The organism is Fictibacillus sp. b24 (assembly GCF_030348825.1).
Taxonomy (GTDB): domain Bacteria; phylum Bacillota; class Bacilli; order Bacillales; family Fictibacillaceae; genus Fictibacillus.
This window is the reverse complement of the sequence record NZ_JAUCES010000005.1, coordinates 1,634,169-1,652,622: the sequence shown is the minus strand read 5'-3', so window position 1 is coordinate 1,652,622 and position 18,454 is coordinate 1,634,169. Positions and strand designations below refer to the sequence as shown.

Here is an 18,454-nt window from a genome sequence, read left to right as displayed (position 1 = left end):
AGTAGAAACAACAAACAAAACCTCAATGATGTCAGAAGTCTGACATCTAATTTTAAAAATAAAGCTCACGCCCTCGGATGGAAGGCGGAGTAAACATCTTTTAATCTTGTTTTCGTAACATGCGTATATATTTGTGTTGTTGAAATGTCAGCATGTCCTAACATTTCTTGTACGGCACGCAAGTCAGCTCCATTTTCTAAAAGGTGTGTAGCAAAGGAGTGCCGAAGCGTATGCGGTGTTAGTTCCTTTTCAATATGAGCTTTTCTTGCAAGCAGTTTTAGAATTTTCCAAAATCCCTGACGAGATAAACGATTACCATGATGATTCAAAAATAGAGCTTCTGTCTTCTTACCCTTTAACATGATTGAACGTCCATTATGTAAATATCGTTCGATCGCTGCCTGAGCCATCTTCCCAAGCGGGATGATTCTTTCTTTGTTCCCTTTTCCTACACAGCGGATGAAACCCATATCAAGATGTACATCTCCTAAATTAAGCTGTACGAGTTCTGAAACACGAATGCCAGTTGCATATAGAAGCTCTAGCATGGCTTTGTCACGCTGTGAGAACGGATCGTTCGAAGCTGGTGTATCCAACAATGCTTCGACTTCTTGAGTCGATAACACTTTCGGCAGTTTTCTTTCTGTTTTTGGTGTCTCAATATGTACAGAAGGATCTTGGCTTGATACCTTCTCTCTTAAAAGAAATTGGTGAAACGAACGAATAGATGCTATATTACGAGCAAGTGTCGTGGAAGCCTTACCATTTTCCTTTAAAAATAAAAGATATCCCATAATGTGATTACGGTCGATCTCATGAATGGTTTCAAGAGATTCCACTTTTTCTAAGTAACGTACATACTGAGTCAGATCTCTTTTATATGAATCAATTGTGTTTTTTGAGAGGGCTCGTTCTACAATAATATATTGAAGAAAATCCTGAACATGACCGTTCACTATACCCCTCCTTACTCACCTGTTTGGTAAAAATAGAAAAGCCTTTTCACAACGTTCGAATCCCTGTCAGAACTCAAATTGAAGACTTTAACCGCTTTCCCTTTAGGTTCGTCATATCTATGATAGTTTTCGTATTCCTGGTTGATCCAAAGCAAACCGAAATAAAAAACAAGCGTGCAGATCGAAAATGCAAAAAACACCTTTGTTGTATTCCAAACGATTCTCATCCAGGAAATCATCATGTCCACCCCTGTCCTCATATAGTACAGGTTATGCCCATATGTTCCCTGATTATACATAAAAGTTAAATCTACAAATCATACGTTACCCGATTCTCAAGATTTTGTAAATATTCTTTGCTTTATATTTTGTAAAAGCATTTAAAATAAAGTCTGTTTTTGAAAATCTTGTTGTTCTTGGAAGTAGTTGATTTCCGTTTCAGGTTGCTCGCTTTCCGCGGGGCGACCGGTGATCCCCTTGCCGCTTTGCGCCTTAAGGGTCTCACCTGACCGCTCGTCCCGCAGGAGTCTCGCACCTTTCACTCCAATCAATTTTTCAATGAAGAAAAAGTACATATGAAAGCAACGATTTTATAGAAAAAGCTTTTACGAAAGCATGTTTTCTAAATCTTCTTTGCTCTTATAAGAGGATCTCAATTACAGGATACTCCCTTTCCGCGGTACGAGTTTCAATCCACTTGTCATTGAAGAGAATAAAAAAATGAGACAAAACAAAAGGAAGCGCTACTCTTCGCTTCCTTCACTCTCTGTATCTTCTTTTGGATGACATCTGTGACAAATTCCGTGGAATGTCAGCCTGTGATCTTTAATTTTAAAATTCCAGCCTTCTTCAACAACTTTTTCCACATCGCCAAGAAGGTCTTCTTGTATTTCATCAACTGCTCCACACTCGATACAAACAAGGTGATGATGAAAGTGATCGGCACCTTCTGTTCTAAGATCGTAACGGGATACCCCATCACCAAAGTTAATTTTATCTACTACTTTAAGTTCGGTTAAGAGTTCCAGAGTACGGTAAACGGTCGCCAAACCAATTTCAGGCGCCTTTTCTTTTACGAGCAGATATACATCTTCCGCACTTAAATGATCTTCTTCGTTTTCGAGGAGGACTCTCACGGTCGCCTCACGCTGTGGAGTCAGCTTATAACTTTGTGAATGAAGCTGTTTTTTGATACGGTCGATTCTGCTTTCCATACCCTTTTCCTCCTTATGTATACACAAGACAATTATAAGCATGGAGAAAAAAGTTGTCAATTTAAAGTCATTTTAAATAACGATTTAAACTTATTATTAATAAATATTTATTATTAATTATTGAATCGACCATTTTATCACTTGTTCCATTAATGCCGGTGTAAAAAAGGCTTCCATTGTGGAGGCAAAAAGCACCAATATACCAACTCCTGCTACTAATAGCGTATATCTCATGAGCTGTGGCAAAAAAGGCATATGATGTCTCTTAAAAGCTAGCTGGCGGATCATCTTAATTGAAAAAGCAACAGCAGCTACTGTAACGATAATGAATGCAGGTATCAATAGTACGTTTTGTGGCAGAACAGAAACAAAAGAGAGCAAAAACCCATACCATCCCATCTGATTAACTAAAAATCCTACCGTAAATCCGATGACTACTCCTTTTAAGAACAACATCACTAAAATGACAGGCAGCCCTATAACAGATAACCCGAGAACCCACATTAGACCCATATATTTTAAGTAGTGGCCGAAACTCTGAAAAAACATATCCGATTTACTAGTAAAGCCACCTTCAGCTGCTTGAACAAAAAAACGAGATAAATACGTATAGAGGTCTTGTTTCTGATTTAAACTCAATGAATTAACGATAATTGCTCCGAAAATGACACCCATTAAAAATAAAACTCCAACAAACGCATACAACGTTTTATTTTCTTCCAGGTGACGATGCATATAATAGCGCACACTATCCATTATGTATGGCCTCCTCCACCGAAACTCTTAATTCTATTCTATGAATTCGGGGAGAAGGTATGTCTCATTTTTTATGAATTAATAGGATGTATTTTTAGAAATTTTTCCATATGTGCCGCCACCGCCAATTTGGATTGACAGCTCGCCGCTTCGAGCTGAAAGAATGTGGTCTGCTATTAAGGGTTTTACAACCTTTAGTAATTGTTCTCGTGTCACAGCGTGTATGATATCCATGTCTGTTCCGAATGCATCACGCAGTTTTGTCAATGTCTTCGGACCGAGGCCCGGAATAAATTCTAGCGGAATCTGGTGGATATATGGAGGCCGGTTTCTTTGTGCAGTCTCGTTGCCTTTAAGTTCGTTTATTCGGTCGTTTACTCCCTTTATAAACCTAGTACTTCCACACTCGCTGCAAGCCTTATTATTTGGTTGAAAAGCATGTAAGCAATTTTCACAAGCAGAATTATAGTATTTTCCAAGATACGGATTCAGACCGTAATTCGCGATAATTTCTCTGCCTTCTTTTTCATGTAGTGCACATTTAAATTCATCAAATGTTGCTTCTTGTAAAGAGAGCATCTGATATTCACGGGCTATCTTCTCTAGTGAATGAGCGTCTGAGTTTGTTAAAAACGTATACATTGAAAGTTCCTCTAATGTAGATGCCATTTCTGTATTGGAACTTAAACCCAGCTCCACCGCATCGATCAAGTTCGGATCAAACACCTCGTTTAAAGACATTTTCACTCCTTTTCCGTACAAACTTTTGAAAGGAGTAAATATATGCGCAGGAATGAACAATCCACTTAAGGATTTCACAAATTGCTGCAATTCAATTGCACTACCGTACATTCGCTGTGAGCTAAGATTAATATTTTTCATTCTGGAAGATAGCCACTGACTTAAATGTTCCATCGTCTCGATGCTCGGCATGTATACAAGAACATGAATCGGCCCTTGGCAATTTTCGTCATTAATTTCTATTTCAGCGCCAGGTATGAGGGTTAGTCCATCAATATCCAATCCCCCGCCATTCAATTCCTTAATCATACCCTCTCTTCTTAACTGCTTTAACTCTTCCAGTATTTCTGGCGCATGACAATCAATGATTCCTACTATATTCAAACCCTTTTTATTCTTGGCTTCATTTAGAATGTTTGAAAGCGTTAATGAGCGTGAACCTGTAATCTTTATTGGCTTTCCTGTTCTCGATGCACCGATATGAATATGCATATCGGCAAAAAACGGTGATAATTTACTTTTTAAAAGCACGCTTTAACTCCATATACATAACACTGTAGGCTGTTTTCGCATCATGAATTCTTTCATCTTTCATCATTTCTTTTGCTTCATCAACGCTGATCTCCATGACATTTAAAAATTCATCTTCATCCGTCATTTGGGCACCTTGTTTTACAAGTGTGTCTGTAAAATACAGATGGATCAATTCATCAGCAAATCCTGGAGATGTATAGAACGAACCGATTGATTCCATCGACTCACAGCTATAACCTGTCTCTTCCATCAATTCGCGTTGTGCACATTCTAATGGATCTTCCCCTTTTTCTAGTTTTCCCGCCGGTATCTCAATGATGGTCTTTTCAAGAGGCTTACGGAACTGTTCGACCATCAGCATCTTCCCTTCATTCGTAACAGCAAGCACAGCCACAGCACCAGGGTGTTTTACAATCTCTCTTTTTCCTGTTTTTTTATTTGGAAGCTCAACTTCTTCTACATATAAATCAATAATCTTGCCGCTGTAAATTTGTTCTTTGCTCAGCGTCTTCTCATATAGGTTTTCCATTTTTCACACTCCGATGGTCTATTTAACTTCTTTTCTACATAAAGTCTATCATACTTTGGAATACTGCATTTACTAGGATATGAAGGAGGTAATGCGGGTGAAGATCTACCTTCAGCCAAAAAGCATTACGTTAGTGGGAAAAGCGTGGCAGATTAAATACATGTTACGGAACTATATGAAACAGCACGAGCTCGTACAAGACTGGATTAATGCTTCCTCACCAAAAAAGTAAAGTCTGTATTAAGTAAGAATTAAACTGGTGCGAATGGATTCTTTCGCATCAGTTTTTTGTTATGGAAAATTCCGCATACAATTGCTTTTGGCTCATCGTTATTTTCATGTGCTGACTTTTTTCATTTTATGAATCAGTATGATACGTTTATTTCAGTTACATATCACAAAGAAAATATATTGAGGTGAGGATTTTGAATAAAAGACGATTAGGTTCATCTGACCTGTATGTCAGCGAACTTGGATTCGGCTGTATGTCACTCGCTCCTGAACTAGGTAATGAAAACGAAAAGATTCTTAGAACAGCACTTGAGCAAGGAATTAATTATTTTGACACTGCCGATTTATACGGTTTTGGGTGGAATGAAGAGTTTGTCGGCAAGACTTTAAAGGATGTACGACAAGATATCATTCTTGCTACAAAAGGCGGAAACGAATGGAATCAGTCTAAAGATGGCTGGAACTGGAATCCTTCAAAAAAACACATTAAGTCCGCATTTAAAGACAGTCTTAAACGTCTGCAAACGGATTATATTGATCTTTATCAGCTTCACGGAGGAACGATTGATGACCCTATGGATGAAACGATCGAGGCTTTTGAAGAACTAGTTTCTGAAGGACACGTTCGTTATTACGGTATTTCATCAATACGTCCGAACACGATTAAGTATTATGCTGAACACTCTAACATTCAAAGCGTCATGATGCAGTATAGTTTATTGGATCGACGCCCCGAGGAACTTTTCTCCTATTTAAAGGAACAAAATATAAGTGTAATCGCAAGAGGTCCTGTTGCTAAAGGGTGGCTTAGCGAGAAAGTGTTTGAGAAAAATCCAGAGGGCCATTATTTAAATGATACTGGATCTGATATTCAGCAAAAAGTAGAAAAAGCAAAACATATTTTGCGTGACAAAAATATTACACATGCAGCCCTTCAGTATGTTCTTAGTCAACCTGTTGTTGCAACCGCCACGGCTGGAGCAAGCTCAGTGGAACAGCTCCTAGAAAACATCAAGACTTTCGATCGTTCAGCTCTTACTAAGGAAGAGATTGCTACATTAAACACACTCTTCCCTGCGGAAATCTATGAAACACATCGTGCATAAAAGACAAAATAGTCCCATTCAGTTTGTGCTGAATGGGACTATTTCTTTTTGGCTGTTTTATAAAGGATTGTTGCTTCTTAAACTTTTGTTCATTTACTGCTTTGACAAGTTGATTGGAGTGCAAGGTGAGAGACTCTCGGCTAGGACAGGCGGGCAGTCCGAAAAGTGGAAGTGGCTCGCTCAGCCCCGACAAGCAAAAGGTGAATGGGCAATAAAGGCGCACTTTGCCTTTTTGACCATTTAACTTTTGACCTCGAGGGGCTAGCCACTGCAACTAGACAGGTGAGACACTTAAGAGTGAAGCATACAAATGTGGCTCACCGCCTGCCCCGCGGAAAGCGAGCACCTGGAACGGAAATCAACTACTTTCAATGCACCGATGAATTTGAAAACAGCCTTTTCTTTCTAAACAGATTTTAATAGCATCGCAATTCCTTGACCTCCGCCAATACAAAGGCTAGCTACTCCGTATTTTTCATTGCGGTGTCTCATTTCATAAGCGAGAGTTAACAATAGTCTTGCACCGCTCGCTCCAACTGGGTGGCCGAGTGCTATCGCACCGCCATTTACATTCGTTCGTTCACGATCCAGTTTTAATTCTTTTTCAACAGCTAAGTACTGAGCACTAAATGCTTCATTAATCTCAAATAAACCTATTTCATCAATAGAAAGGTTTGCTTTTTCAAGCAGCTTATTAATAGCTGGAACAGGTCCGATCCCCATGATGGATGGATCTACTCCCGTTACAGACCACGAGACAATTTCAACGAGTGGCTTTAAGCTTTTTTCTTTTACTGACTTTTCATGAGCAAGGATTAAAGACACTGCACCATCGTTAATTGACGATGAGTTACCTGCTGTAACTGTTCCGTCTTTTTGAAAAGAAGGTCTAAGTTGTCCGAGCAGAGATACAGAAGTCTCTGGTTTTATGCCTTCATCTTCAGTAAAAAGTGCACCGCTTTTTAATGGTACAGGGACGATTTCTTCTTTAAATCTGCCCTTTTCTCTTGCGTCCGCTGCTTTACGATGACTTAAACTCGCATATTCATCTTGTTCTTCTCTAGAAATGTTATATTTCTCAGCAAGGTTTTCAGCGGTTATTCCCATACCACAGCCAATGTACTCATCACTTAAGGTTTGAAGGAGCATATCTTCAAATGAAATTGCGCCAAACTTTTGATTATGAAATCTATGATGAAAGGAAACGTGTGGGGACTGTGACATATTTTCTATGCCCCCGCAAAGTGCGATTCCTTCTTCCTGATCTCGAAGATTCTGCATCGCCGAAACGACCGCCTGCAAGCCTGATCCGCATAAGCGGTTAACGAGCATTGCAGGAACATCTGAAGGTACACCTGCTTTTAAAGCGGTATGGCGTGCGACATAAGCTGCATTCTTACTAGAATGAATCACATTTCCGTAAACCACATCTGTGATGTCTGCACTAGTGATATTAGCTCGTTTAATCGCCTCAAGAGCAGTTATTTCACCTAGATGTGTCGGGTTTACATCAGTTAAAGATTTTCCATACGAACCAAACGGTGTTCTAGCACCATCGATTACATAGATCCCCATGTTTTTGCACCTCACATTTTAAAAAAGTAAAAAGCCAGCACAAATGATAATTCCACTTACAAAAAGAACGATCAAACAGAATCCCATAATATCTTTTGCTTTAAGTCCGGCAATTGCTAATGCAGGCAGCGCCCAAAAAGGTTGGATTAGATTAGTCCAAGCGTCACCCCATGCTACGGCCATCGCCGTTTTCGCTTGTGAAACGTCAAGTGCCTTAGCAGCATCCAATACAACATGAGCCTGCACAGCCCATTGTCCTCCGCCAGATGGAACAAAAACGTTGACGATTCCCGCACTTAAAAACGTAAACAATGGAAGAGTAGTCTCATTAGATATGGCTACAAACCATTCAGACATCTCAGTTACTAATCCTGAACCGACCATCATACCCATTATCCCAGCATAAAACGGAAACTGTATGATGATGCCGCTAGCCCCTTTTACAGCTTCTGCGACAGAATTAATATAGTTTCTCGGTGTTTTATGAAGCAGAATGCCTAAGAACAAGAAGATAAAGTTAACAAAGTTGATGTTTAAGTTAAAGCCGTTCGCTGCAAAAAAGTAGACCATGTAGGCAAGTCCAAGAATCCCAATAATCATGGACAGCCACATGCTGTTTTCAAGCTTTTCTGCTGGTGTATCCGCTTCTGATAGAGTGGCTGCTTCAACTCCGTCATCCAGAAGTGACGCATCAATTTGATAAGCTTCATCTTTATTCATCATAAGACGGTTTGTTAAAGGTAATAGAATAAAAAGAGCACCTATAATAAATAGATTAAAAGGGGCAAACAATGTTTCATTCGTTGAGATGACTCCCATTGTTTTCTCCATAAAATGTCCGGGGGTAGCAATCGTTAAAGGAATGGAACCTGATAAACCACCGTGCCAAACAACAAATCCGCTATAAGCACTTGCGATCAACAAACGATAATCTGTATTTTTCACTTGACGTGCTAATTCTTTAGAAAAGATAGCACCAATAACTAAACCGAACCCCCAGTTTATCCAGCTTGCTAATAGCGCCACCAACGTAACGCTGATGATGGCTTGCCCTGGTGTTTTAGCGTATGATGCGAGTTTTCTTAGCATTTTCTTAAAAAATGGCGAGCTCGCCAACACATACCCTGTAACTAATATGAGGACCATCTGCATGGAAAACTCAAGTAGTTTCCAGAAGCCGTCTCCCCAAAATGACACCATTTTTACAGGGGACTGACCGGTAACGATCAGCCCAAACAAAAAGACTACTCCTGTAAGTAAGATGACGAATATAAAAGGATCAGGTAAAAACCGCTGCATCAATTTATTAGAGGCGCGGGTCATTGCTCCAAACATAGAACGGCCTCCTCTTTATCAATATGCGTTTAGTTTTACATCATCACTAACAGTAAGCTTTGCTTCAGTTGAGTTCAGAACATCATCTACTGAGTACCCTTCAGCCACTTCTCTCAGGACAAGACCTTTATCAGAAACATCCATTACAGCACGGTCCGTTATAATTCGTTCCACGACGCCTTTACCCGTTAATGGAAGCTGACATTGTTTTAAAATTTTGCTTTCTCCTGCTTTGTTCACATGCTCCATGATGACGATGATTTTTTTTGCGCCGTGCACTAGATCCATCGCACCGCCCATCCCTTTTATCATCTTTCCTGGAATCATCCAGTTTGCAAGATCTCCACTCTCTGAAACTTCCATTCCACCGAGGATTGCGATATCAATATGACCGCCTCGGATCATTGCGAAAGACTCAGAACTGTCAAAGTATGAAGCTCCCTTAATAGCAGTTACCGTTTCTTTTCCTGCGTTAATCAGGTCAGGATCCACTTCATTTTCAAGAGGATATGGTCCAATTCCTAACAGTCCGTTCTCAGATTGCAGGACTACCTCTTTATTATCTGATATGAAATTTGCCACCATCGTAGGCATTCCGATTCCTAAGTTTACATAGAACCCTGATTCGATTTCTTTCTCGGCTCTTTTGGCAATTCTCTCTCTAATGTTCATTATGGTTTCCCTCCTCTTATCCTTGTTTTACTGTTAGGCGCTCAATGCGTTTTTCTTGTGTGCCAACAATCATCTTCTGTACGTATACACCTGGTGTATGTATGTAGTCGGGGTGCAATTCGCCGATTTCCACAAGCTCTTCTACTTCAGCGATCGTTACTCTTCCAGCTGCTGCAATCATCGGATTGAAGTTGCGCGCTGTTTTGTTATAAATGAGGTTCCCGGCTTTATCTCCTTTAGCCGCTCGAATTAAACTGAAGTCCGCTACGATTCCTTCTTCAAGCAAATATTCTTTTCCGTTAAATGTACGTGTTTCTTTTCCCTCAGCAATAGGCGTTCCTACTCCTGCCGGTGTGTAGAATGCTGGGATGCCTGCTCCGCCCGCTCTGATTCTTTCTGCCAGTGTACCTTGTGGAATCAAGTCTACTTCGATTTCCCCTGATAAAACTTGTCTTTCAAACTCTTTGTTCTCACCAACATAAGAACCTACCATTTTTTTAATCTGTTTATTTTTGAGTAAAAGACCAAGTCCCCAATCATCTACTCCACAATTGTTTGAGATCACTGTAAGGTCTTTTGTTCCTTTTTCAACTAATGCTAGGATTAAGTTTTCAGGAATTCCAACTAATCCAAATCCCCCTACTAATAGTGTAGATCCGTCTTTTATATCAGCTACAGCTTCAAGTGCTGAGTTCACAATAGGTTTCATGTTAATCTCTCCTCGTATAATACTTAATAAGTGTGTTGTTTCTATGACGTTAATTATTCTCTTCGTTTTCAAAGATCGAAGCTACACCTTGACCGCCGCCGATACAGAGTGTTGCAAGGCCTCTCTTTGAATTCCTGCGCTTCATCTCATGAAGCAGCGTTACCACAATTCTTGCACCGCTTGCTCCGATTGGATGGCCGAGTGCAATCGCTCCTCCGTTTACATTCAGCTTTTCTTTATCAAACTCCAGATCTTTGCCAACAGCGAGAGATTGGCTTGCAAATGCTTCATTTGCTTCGACAAGATCGAAATCCTTCATACTCAATTCTGTCTTCTTCAATACTTTCTTAACTGCTTCTACTGGGCCGATCCCCATCACTTCAGGTGCAACACCAGCACTAGCATTTGCTTTAACGACAGCAAGCGGTTTAAGTCCTAACTCTTCAGCTTTCTTTCTGCTCATCACAACAAGTGCGGCTGCACCGTCATTAATGCCAGAAGCATTCCCCGCTGTTACCATGCCGTCTTTTTTAAATGCTGGCCGTAACTTGCCTAACTTTTCAGCCGTCGAGCTTGGTTTTGGGTACTCATCTTTATCTATAATCACCGGATCTCCCTTGCGCTGAGGAATCTCCACTGGTGTGATCTCATCATCAAACTTTCCTTGTTCTTGTGCTTGAGCACATTTCCTTTGGCTTTCGGCTGCAAATTCGTCTAATTCTTCACGTGATAGAGAATGGGTTTCACATAAATTTTCTGCCGTAATCCCCATATGATAATCACCAAAAGCACACCATAGTCCATCTTGGATCATGGAATCTACCATAGGAGCGTTCCCCATACGCAGACCGTCTCTCGCCCCGTTTAATAGATAAGGAGCTTGGCTCATGTTTTCCATACCACCGCAAACGATAGTATCTGCTTCGTTCAGCCAGATGGATTGGCACGCTAAATGAATGGCCTTTAAGCCTGAACCACATACTTTATTGATCGTCATGCTAGATACCTCATTCGGTAACCCAGCTTTAATGGCAGCTTGTCGTGCAGGATTTTGTCCAAGTCCTGCTTGCAGAACATTCCCCATAATGACTTCATCTACGGAATCGTGTGGAATGCCCGCTTTTTTTAACGCGTCTTTAATAGCAATTGATCCCAGATCCGTTGCCGATACCGTTTTAAAACTTCCCATAAAACTTCCGATCGGTGTTCTGACAGCGCTTACAATCACAGCATCTCTCTCTCTTGAAACCATTCCTAGTCTCCTCCTTATTAAACGCAATAATATTTCTGAAAATTCCTTTTTATCATACCATAACATTTGAAATGTGTTGCAACAGACGATTTTTTTTAGTTAAAATAAAGAAAGGAAAACGCTTTCTAGAAAGGGGTTTTACATCAGTGGACTTACCTGAACGAGTCACACTTATCGAAGTTGGACCGCGGGATGGACTTCAAAACGAAAAGAATCTAATCCCCGTAAAAAACAAGATTGAATTCATTTCATTACTGAAGAATGCGGGGTTTCAAGAAATGGAGCTCACCTCATTTGTTTCGCCAAAATGGGTGCCTCAAATGCAAGACGCCTCCGTTGTTATTGAAAATTGCTTAGATGACCTGCGGAACTTTGTTCTGGCTCCTAACAAAAAGGGAATCGATTTAGCTACTGAATCAGGCGTGAAACATATCGCTGTGTTTGTTGGTGTAAGTGACGCATTCAATAAAAAAAATATCAACAAAACGACCGAAGAAAGTATGAATGAATTAAGACCTCTTATTGATGAATTGAAAAGGAAAGGGTATTTCGTAAGGGCTTGTATCTCTACAAGTTTCTATTGTCCTTTTGAAGGAAAAATCGATGAACACGATGTATTAAAAGTTTGCCTAGAATTTGAAGAAATGGGTGTAGATGAACTCAGTGTAGCTGACACGATCGGAATGGCTAATCCATCGGAGTGCTATGAATTGTTTACATTATTGAAGCATCATCTGCGTGCAACCACTCTGCTTACCGCTCATTTTCACGACACGCGTGGAATGGCACTTGCCAACATTTTTGCTAGTCTGCAAGCTGGGATTGACCGTTTTGATACTTCTGCCGGAGGGCTTGGCGGCTGCCCGTTTGCACCAGGCGCTTCTGGAAACGTTGCTTCTGAAGATGTAGTCTATATGCTATCTCAAATGGGCATTTCAACTGGTATTCACTTGGATAAACTGCTTGAAGCTGCAGCCTACATATCTCCGCTTCTTTCTAAGCCAGTTGCAAGCAAGCAATTTAACTTAGTAAGGAACGTTCCTCAGCATTAATATATGAAGGCCAATGAAAAGCAGGTTGAAATTCTCATGTTTTTTTCGTATTCATTGTCGCTATTGAAAGTAGTTGATTTCCGTTCCAGGTTGTACCCTGGAACGGAGATCACCGCACCAAACATTTTATAAAGAGACTTTTACAGTGCCCTCTTACACACCCGTGTTTTGTTTCGTTTTATCGTAATATTTCATTGAAGGATTTAACATTTCTGCAGGGCTTTTTAACGCGAAGTGATTGCCAGCTGTTACATCGATCGTCATTTTCTCATCAAAGAAAACTGCTTTGTTATATTCCATATAAAGGTCGGGACCATTCGTCTCGATTTTCGTGTCATTATCCTCTGTTTGATCAACTAGCCAAAGGGCCGCGACCCCACTCACAACACACCCACAACCTTCTGTATCATGCTTAAGTTTTAAGTACCCTCTTTTCCCTTGCACCTTTTTTTCTAACCGTTTTAATGCTGCATCTGTGAATACAATCTCCATGCTGTTTTAAGACTCACCTTTCTTCTTCAAAACTTTAATTGCCCAGTTACACCATGATAGCCAGCTTTCCATATAACGAATGCCGAATTCACTCGTCAAATACTCGCCAAGTTCATTTTTTTCATACGTTCCTTTTGGAAAGTTCTCCTCTTGCCATCTTTTCGTCATCATTAGGCCCATCTGATGGTGTTCTTTACTCTTCTCTAAAAAATCAATCGCTTTTTCTGTAGGAATAAAGTGAAACATAGATACTCTTAATAACAGATCGTCCTTCAGTTTCGGGACATTTACAGGCTTGTTCAGCATCCATTCAAGAAGCTGTTCAAACCCTTTATCGGTGATCGTATATATTTTTTTATCTGGATAATCACTCTGCTGAACCGTTTTAGATTGAGTTAGACCTTCTTCTTCCATTTTCAATAGTTCACGATAGATCTGGGTGTGGTGGGCTGTCCAAAAATGAATAACCGTTTCTTTAAATTGCTGTGTAAGCTCATATCCTGTTGCTTCATTTTTTGCCAATAAACCTAACAGCGCATACCTTAACGCCATTTGTTACCCTTCTTTCATACTGTACTGTTTTGCATTGTAACATATTTTTCACAAATTATTTATTCTTATTACTTGATAAAAATCTTATACACACATTATATTATAGATAAACATATGTGAAAATACACATATAAAAAACATACGTAGGAGAGGAATCAATGAACTGGCTAACGAAATTCAGTTTAAAAAACCCAGTAGCGATATTTATCTTTTCATTTTTGCTCATTGTTGGAGGGGTATTCTCGTTCACGAACTTAAAAGTGGATCTGCTTCCCAATGTTGAGTTTCCACAATTGACGGTTCAAACTGTCTATCCAGGAGCATCTCCTGAAGATGTAAACAAACAAGTAACAGACAAACTTGAAACTCAATTAAAGCAAGTAGAAGATGTAAAATCAGTAAAAAGTTCTTCCCTTGAAAGTGTTTCGATCATTAGTATGGACTTTCCTTTTACAGCGAATATGGATGATGTAGAGGATCAAGTAAAATCGGTCATTTCAGAAACAGATCTTCCAGATGATGTTGAACCTGAAGTAAGCCGCTTTTCATTTGGAACCATACCTATTTACAATATTTCTTTATTCCCTGAAAAAGAAGGAGAAAACATTCAAGCGTTTGTAAACGATGAATTGGTTTCAGAACTTAAAAAGATTCAAGGCGTTAACAACGTTTCTGTAGGCGGTGTAAAAGAAACATTCGTTTCTATTACATTAGATAAAGAAAAAGCCAAAGAAGCTGGAGTAACATTAAATTCAGTGAAAGAAGCGATCAACGGCCGTGCTATTTCATTCCCAGCAGGTACAGTAACAGATGACTCGATCACGGTTCCGGTTCGAGTTGAAGAAGCCGTAGACACGGTGGCTGAACTTAAAGAAATTACAATCTCCAGCAGCCAAGGAGCACCTGCTCAATCTCCTGGTGGAGCTGAAAATGCACCAGGTCCTGGTGCACCTGGTGGCGCTGGCGGTGGAGCACCTGGCGGACAAGGAGCGCCTGCTCAAACACAGGCTCCTCAAGCACCAGCCAGCTTAAAACTTGGTGACATTGCTGAAATTAAAGAAACAGATGATGTAAGTGAGATTACAAGATATAACCAAAAGGCTTCTCTATCTATGGCCGTCACGAAAAAGCAAGATGCAAACACGGTAGAAGTCGCTGAAAAAGTAATCGAAGTTCTTAACAAAAAGAAATACGATGATAAGTTAGATTACGCGATTGGATTCGGACAGGCGGAAGGCATCAAAGATTCCGTAAACACACTTGTTAAAGAGGGATTATTCGGTGCATTATTCGCTTCCCTAGCCGTTTTGATCTTCCTTAGAAACTTTAGAGCGACCATTATCGCAATTATCTCCATCCCGCTCTCATTGCTTGTTTCAGCTATCTTCTTAGACCGCCTTGATATCACCTTAAATATTATGACACTAGGCGGAATGGCTGTCGCAGTCGGGCGTGTTGTAGATGATAGCATCGTTGTTATTGAGAATATCTTTAGAAGGATCAGAAAAACAGATGGAGTCTATGACCGTGATGAACTGATTATCGACTCTACACGCGAGATCTTAAAAGCAATCGTGTCTTCCACGATTACAACCGTTGTTGTATTCTTGCCGCTCGGTTTAGTCGGCGGAGTAACGGGTGAGTTCTTCTTGCCATTCGCTTTAACGGTTGTGTTTGCGCTGTTAGCATCACTGATCGTTGCTGTTACAATTGTACCAATCCTAGCAAAATATGCATTTAAGAAAGTTAAACCAGAGAAAAATGATGGTCTGTTGCAGCGCGGTTATGAAAAACTAATTAAAGCTTCTCTGAACCATAAGATCCTTGTTCTCTTCACTTCATTTATTCTTTTAGGAGGATCCTTCTTCCTGGCAACAAAATTGGGAATGGTATTCCTTCCGAATGAAGAGCAGAAAACATTAACCGTTAACGTAGAATTGCCTGCGAGTACAAATGTCACAAAAACAAATGAAATCTCACTTGAGGTTGAAGATTATCTGGCTAAAAGAGACACGATAAAAGATGTTACAGCTGGTATTGGATCACGTGATTTCCAAACTGGCCTCAAACGTCAAAATGTTGCTAACTATTTTGTAAACCTTAAAAAAGAAGCAAACGTTGAAACAGAATTAAAAGAACTTGAAAAAGATATAAAAGCCATTACTGATGAAAAAGCAGAAGGAACCGTTATCAGCTTGCAAGAAGTTTCAAGCGGCGGACCTCCATCTAATAACGAAGTCAACATTGATTTATACTCAAACAACTTAGAAGATTTACAAAAGGCTGCAAGCCAGGTTGAAGAGTACATGAAGACTCTCGATTCGATCAAATATGTATCGAACAACTTTAAAGATACGCAAAAGCAATGGGCTGTTTCAATCGATACAGAAAAAGCAGCTGAAAAAGGCGTGTCAGGGTTTGCTGTTTTAGGAGCAGTTTCTGATGTAACGAAGCCTGTTGAAGTCGGTGAACTTACGTTAGATGGGAACCAAAAGAATGTAAAAGTTGAGTATGACGAATCTGTCAAATCTCTAGATGAAATTAAGGATCTTACTGTATTCGGTTCATCTGGCCCAGTAAAAATCTCAGACGTTGCTGATGTTTCTGAAAAAGAAACCGTAACAGGTATCCAGAAGCTTGATGGTAAGATATATGCTCAAGTCTCTGCACAAGTTAAAGGAGACAATGTTCAAAAGGTTACACAGGATGTTATCAAAGGCGTTGAAGATAATGTAGATCTTCCTGCTTCTGTGTCAACTGAAGGCGGCGGCGGAAGCGAAGAAACGATGGATACGTTTAAAGATCTCGGTCTTGCGATGCTTGTTGCTATCGGTCTCGTATACTTAACGATGCTGATTACCTTTGGTCGTGCTCGTATACCGTTTATCATCCTTTCTTCTCTCCTATTCGTTCCTGTCGGAGCAATCGGAGGACTATATTTAATCAATGAACCACTATCAGTAAGTGCGATGATTGGGATACTCATGCTGATTGGTATCGTTACAACGAATGCTATCGTATTAGTAGACCGTATCGGCCAGAACCGTGAAATTAAAGGGATGCCAGTACGTGAGGCTCTCTTAGAAGCAGGAAAAACCCGCTTACGGCCGATCTTAATGACAGCATTCGCGACCATTGCAGCATTAATTCCGCTTGCATTAACAACATCCTCTGGAACGCTGATTTCCAAAGGTCTAGCGATTGTTGTTATCGGAGGACTAACGACTTCTACTTTGTTAACATTGATTATCGTACCTGTCCTTTATGAATTATTCTTTAGAAGACAGGCAAAACGTGAAAAAGCTAAGATCACTTCATAAACTATAAAAAGAGTACTGCTCACCTCTTCTCGAGGCAGCGGTACTCTTTTTTTGCTGTTCATAAGCTTTTAAGCTTTTACTGTTTTTGAAAGTGGTTGATTTTCGTTACAGGTGCTTCACTTTCCGTGGGGCGTGCGGTGAGCCCCTTGCCGCTTTGCTCCTTTAAGAGTCTCACCTGACCGCATCAAAGTTCCTTGCTCCTGCGTCTACCTGTTCATGCTACCGCAGTGAGCTTCCTCGTCGCATGCCTTGCAAGAAGTTTCTCAGGTGGTAGGCACGCACCTTTCACTCCAATCAAAAGCTTCTCTTGGATACGAGACTTTTAGAACTTATATATCTAGATGCACAAAACAGTTTTTTATGCCAAAATACCTTATTTTATCCTTGAATTTGCACATTAGGACTAAAGACCCTGTTTTACCTGACTTGCTAATGGGAAATATATCAGCAATATCAAATTCAGGAGGCTGAAAAATTATGAAACAAATATGCTCAAGAAAAGTAAAAGTTACAGCAAAATATACAGTCAATAAAGCGATAGAAATTATGCAATCTGCTAAAAAAATTAACAGTCAGCTTTTTTTATCTAAAGACGGTATTACTGTCCACGCCTCTGGATTATCTCAGCTTGTTTCATTCTTCTTAACACTAAAAGAAGGAGATTCATTTCTTTATATCGTTGAAGGGGCTGATGCTGAGTCTGCCATGAGCATAATCTCACCGCAAGAAACTGTATCTCAATCGTTATAAGCCTACTTTTGCCTTCATTTTCTTTTTGAAGATTAGAGGTAAACCTACAATGACAAACAGCAAGGTTGTTCCGATCCACACCACTTCCTTGCTTCCCGATGTCATTGATGTCCCTAAATACGTATAAGCGATTGTACCTGGAATGATTCCAATTGCTGTCGCAATCGCATAGTCTTTAAACTTCACCTTTGTTAATGATGTTAAATAGCTGACAAGATCAAAATTTAAAACCGGCAACAATCTCAATATTAGGACATAACGAATCCCTTCTCTTTCTATCTTGCTGCGTACTTTTTCATATTTTTCATTTTTCCATTGTTTACTTTTCTTAAAACGGCCCAGGCGGTTGATCGCATAATAAGTTAGGAGTCCCCCTCCAAGCGATCCTAGGTAGGTATATAGACATCCCCAATAAAAACCGAATGATAGACCGCTTGTTATAGCAAAAATGGAAGATGGAAATAACACAAAAGGCCGCACTGAATAAAGGACAACGAAGATAAATGGAGCAATCCATCCCCACTGCATGATCCAATTTCTAAATTCTTCAGGACTGAATCCCTTATAATTTTTTTGCAGCCACAGAATGAACACAATCAATGCTACAGAAAACAAAGCAATGTATAGCCATTTTTTTGTTAATTTCATATTCCCTCCATATAAAGATTTCATTTAGTA

At 40.0% G+C, this 18,454-nt stretch carries 22 protein-coding genes; 7 read left to right on the top strand and 15 right to left on the bottom strand.

Annotated features, from left to right (window positions below):
• Positions 1–65: 65 nt before the first annotated feature.
• The 7 genes from xerD to QUF49_RS08475 all read right to left on the bottom strand — a co-directional run bounded on the left by xerD (position 66) and on the right by QUF49_RS08475 (position 4,730).
• Entirely contained in the window at positions 66–956 is an 891-nt protein-coding gene (gene xerD, locus QUF49_RS08505) for a site-specific tyrosine recombinase XerD (protein WP_289495241.1), read from the bottom strand.
• Positions 957–967: 11 nt separating this feature from the next.
• The gene (locus tag QUF49_RS08500; protein WP_353958300.1) at positions 968–1,198 is read right to left on the bottom strand and encodes a YqzK family protein; all 231 of its coding nucleotides are present in this window, start codon (positions 1,196–1,198) and stop codon (positions 968–970) included.
• A gap of 138 nt (positions 1,199–1,336) precedes the next feature.
• Entirely contained in the window at positions 1,337–1,507 is a 171-nt protein-coding gene (locus tag QUF49_RS08495) for a hypothetical protein (protein WP_289495240.1), read from the bottom strand.
• 192 nt (positions 1,508–1,699) lie between these two features.
• A complete protein-coding gene (locus QUF49_RS08490; RefSeq protein WP_289495239.1) occupies positions 1,700–2,170 on the bottom strand; it encodes a Fur family transcriptional regulator in 471 nt (156 codons plus the stop codon).
• Between the two features lie 117 nt (positions 2,171–2,287).
• Positions 2,288–2,926 carry a stage II sporulation protein M gene (gene spoIIM, locus QUF49_RS08485; protein ID WP_289495238.1) on the bottom strand — a complete coding sequence of 213 codons (639 nt, stop codon included), beginning with the start codon at positions 2,924–2,926 and terminating at the stop codon, positions 2,288–2,290.
• A 78-nt stretch (positions 2,927–3,004) separates the two neighbouring features.
• Positions 3,005–4,159 (bottom strand): endonuclease Q family protein, encoded by a 1,155-nt coding sequence (locus QUF49_RS08480; RefSeq protein WP_289497613.1) that lies wholly within the window; start codon positions 4,157–4,159, stop codon positions 3,005–3,007.
• A 22-nt stretch (positions 4,160–4,181) separates the two neighbouring features.
• The gene (locus tag QUF49_RS08475) at positions 4,182–4,730 is read right to left on the bottom strand and encodes an NUDIX hydrolase (RefSeq protein ID WP_289495237.1); all 549 of its coding nucleotides are present in this window, start codon (positions 4,728–4,730) and stop codon (positions 4,182–4,184) included.
• A gap of 97 nt (positions 4,731–4,827) precedes the next feature.
• On the opposite strand from QUF49_RS08475, the gene mciZ reads away from it, so the two are divergent.
• The 4 genes from mciZ to QUF49_RS08455 all read left to right on the top strand — a co-directional run bounded on the left by mciZ (position 4,828) and on the right by QUF49_RS08455 (position 6,487).
• On the top strand, positions 4,828–4,962 hold the full coding sequence (gene mciZ, locus QUF49_RS08470) for a Z-ring formation inhibitor MciZ (protein WP_289495236.1): 135 nt from the start codon (positions 4,828–4,830) through the stop codon (positions 4,960–4,962).
• A gap of 193 nt (positions 4,963–5,155) precedes the next feature.
• Complete coding sequence (locus tag QUF49_RS08465; protein WP_289495235.1) at positions 5,156–6,067, top strand: aldo/keto reductase; 912 nt, start codon at positions 5,156–5,158, stop codon at positions 6,065–6,067.
• A gap of 109 nt (positions 6,068–6,176) precedes the next feature.
• A complete protein-coding gene (locus tag QUF49_RS08460; RefSeq protein WP_289495234.1) occupies positions 6,177–6,311 on the top strand; it encodes a hypothetical protein in 135 nt (44 codons plus the stop codon).
• A 38-nt stretch (positions 6,312–6,349) separates the two neighbouring features.
• Entirely contained in the window at positions 6,350–6,487 is a 138-nt protein-coding gene (locus tag QUF49_RS08455) for a hypothetical protein (RefSeq protein WP_289495233.1), read from the top strand.
• On the opposite strand, the gene QUF49_RS08450 is transcribed toward QUF49_RS08455, so the two are convergent.
• The 5 genes from QUF49_RS08450 to QUF49_RS08430 are packed head-to-tail and all read right to left on the bottom strand — an operon-like array spanning position 6,473 to position 11,610.
• A complete protein-coding gene (locus QUF49_RS08450) occupies positions 6,473–7,642 on the bottom strand; it encodes a thiolase family protein (protein ID WP_289495232.1) in 1,170 nt (389 codons plus the stop codon). The genes QUF49_RS08455 and QUF49_RS08450 overlap by 15 nt on opposite strands.
• Before the next feature lie 18 nt (positions 7,643–7,660).
• Positions 7,661–8,977, bottom strand: coding sequence for a short-chain fatty acid transporter (locus tag QUF49_RS08445; protein WP_289495231.1), 1,317 nt, complete (start codon positions 8,975–8,977; stop codon positions 7,661–7,663).
• Positions 8,978–8,995: 18 nt separating this feature from the next.
• A complete protein-coding gene (locus QUF49_RS08440) occupies positions 8,996–9,649 on the bottom strand; it encodes a CoA transferase subunit B (protein WP_289495230.1) in 654 nt (217 codons plus the stop codon).
• A 16-nt stretch (positions 9,650–9,665) separates the two neighbouring features.
• Positions 9,666–10,358 (bottom strand): CoA transferase subunit A, encoded by a 693-nt coding sequence (locus QUF49_RS08435; protein WP_289495229.1) that lies wholly within the window; start codon positions 10,356–10,358, stop codon positions 9,666–9,668.
• 49 nt (positions 10,359–10,407) lie between these two features.
• Positions 10,408–11,610: an acetyl-CoA C-acetyltransferase gene (locus QUF49_RS08430; RefSeq protein ID WP_289495228.1), complete on the bottom strand. Its 1,203-nt coding sequence runs from the start codon at positions 11,608–11,610 to the stop codon at positions 10,408–10,410.
• 146 nt (positions 11,611–11,756) lie between these two features.
• Here QUF49_RS08430 and QUF49_RS08425 point away from each other — a divergent pair, with 146 nt between their 5' ends.
• Positions 11,757–12,662 carry a hydroxymethylglutaryl-CoA lyase gene (locus QUF49_RS08425; protein ID WP_289495227.1) on the top strand — a complete coding sequence of 302 codons (906 nt, stop codon included), beginning with the start codon at positions 11,757–11,759 and terminating at the stop codon, positions 12,660–12,662.
• 153 nt (positions 12,663–12,815) lie between these two features.
• Here the strand turns inward: QUF49_RS08425 and QUF49_RS08420 are convergent, their stop codons facing one another.
• Positions 12,816–13,154, bottom strand: a complete 339-nt coding sequence (locus QUF49_RS08420) for an iron-sulfur cluster biosynthesis family protein (protein ID WP_289495226.1) — start codon at positions 13,152–13,154, stop codon at positions 12,816–12,818.
• Positions 13,155–13,160: 6 nt separating this feature from the next.
• Entirely contained in the window at positions 13,161–13,706 is a 546-nt protein-coding gene (locus tag QUF49_RS08415; protein WP_289495225.1) for a PadR family transcriptional regulator, read from the bottom strand.
• Positions 13,707–13,864: 158 nt separating this feature from the next.
• Between QUF49_RS08415 and QUF49_RS08410 the strand changes: the two genes are divergently transcribed.
• Together QUF49_RS08410 and QUF49_RS08405 are read left to right on the top strand one after the other, a co-directional pair.
• A complete protein-coding gene (locus QUF49_RS08410) occupies positions 13,865–17,026 on the top strand; it encodes an efflux RND transporter permease subunit (RefSeq protein WP_289495224.1) in 3,162 nt (1,053 codons plus the stop codon).
• A gap of 477 nt (positions 17,027–17,503) precedes the next feature.
• Entirely contained in the window at positions 17,504–17,776 is a 273-nt protein-coding gene (locus QUF49_RS08405) for an HPr family phosphocarrier protein (protein ID WP_289495223.1), read from the top strand.
• Here QUF49_RS08405 and QUF49_RS08400 read toward each other — a convergent pair.
• Positions 17,771–18,424, bottom strand: coding sequence for a TVP38/TMEM64 family protein (locus tag QUF49_RS08400; protein WP_289495222.1), 654 nt, complete (start codon positions 18,422–18,424; stop codon positions 17,771–17,773). The genes QUF49_RS08405 and QUF49_RS08400 overlap by 6 nt on opposite strands.
• Between the last annotated feature and the right edge of the window lie 30 nt (positions 18,425–18,454).